The 1,219-nt window shown below is 67.5% G+C and carries 1 protein-coding gene and 1 pseudogene; both read left to right on the forward strand.

Going from position 1 to position 1,219, the window contains the following annotated elements; genetic code table 11:
- A pseudogene (locus AC2VOP_RS17280) lies at positions 1-805 on the forward strand (MaoC family dehydratase); the annotation flags it as partial.
- 83 nt (positions 806-888) lie between these two features.
- A complete protein-coding gene (locus AC2VOP_RS17285; protein ID WP_486962101.1) occupies positions 889-1,119 on the forward strand; it encodes a hypothetical protein in 231 nt (76 codons plus the stop codon).
- The last annotated feature ends 100 nt before the right edge of the window (positions 1,120-1,219 follow it).

The raw sequence follows: 1,219 nt of genomic DNA on the forward strand, positions 1-1,219 counted from the left end.
TATGCGCTCGGAGTCGGCGCCGGCACCGCCGACCTGTCGTTCACCACCGAGAACAGCCACGACATCACCCAGCAGGTGCTGCCGACCTACGCCGTCATCTGCTGCCTGGGCTTCGGAGCGGCGGGCAAGATCGGCACGTTCAACCCGGCGAAACTGCTGCACGGCTCGCAGGAGGTGCGGTTGTTCGCCCCGCTGCCGCCCGCCGGAAGCCTCAGTGTGGTCTCCGAGGTGGCCGACATCCAGGACAAGGGGGAGGGCAAGAACGCGATCGTGATGGTGCGTGCCCGCGGCAGCGACCCGAAGACGTCCGAGCCGGTCGCCGAGACGCTGGCCACCCTGGTCATCCGCGGCGCCGGCGGCTTCGGCGGGGCGAAGGGGCAGCGCCCGCCCGCGCCGGAGATTCCGGACAGCCAACCGGACTCGCGAACCGCATACCCCACTCGCGAGGACCAGGGGCTGATCTATCGGCTCTCCGGTGACCGCAACCCGCTGCACAGCGACCCGTGGTTCGCGAAGCTGGCCGGCTTCCCCACACCGATCCTGCACGGGCTGTGCACCTACGGCTTCGCCGGCCGTGCGCTCGTCGCCGAGCTGGGCGGCGGCGACGCCGCGCGGCGGCGACGCCGCGCGGGTCACCGCGATCTCGGCTCGGTTCACCGATCCGGTGTTTCCCGGTGAGACGCTGACCACCTCGATGTGGCGTACCGGAGCGGGCCGGGCGGTGTTTCGCACCGAAGCCGCCGCGCCCGACGGCACCGGCGCCCGGGTGGTGCTTGACGACGGCGCGGTGGAGTACCGCGCCTGACGCCGGCCATAGGTGGAGATCCGGGAGCGACAGCGGGTTGATGAAGTCAGTTGACGCTGATACCCATGGCAAGATAACTTGTTGTGTGTGACCCGATCATTTTGCCGAGCGCCCAGAAGTGGGGCGTCGCCGACGAGGACATGCTGCATGCTTGGCGCAACGCCTTTCGCATCATCGAGCAGGACGACGGCATGACCATTTATGTTGGTGGTGGCCGCAGTGCCAAGATCCTGGAGGTGGGCGTACTTACCGCCATCGACGGCACACAGCTGATCGCTCACGCGATGCCCGCCCGCGACAAGTATCTGAGGTGACCTCATGCCCCGATCCGTAGAAGAGATCATCGCCCACGCTGACGAACTGGCAAAGAAGTTCGAAGAATACGAGCCGTGTCCCGAAGACGAACGAGACCCG

This window comes from Mycobacterium sp. TH-M106, from assembly GCF_057473765.1.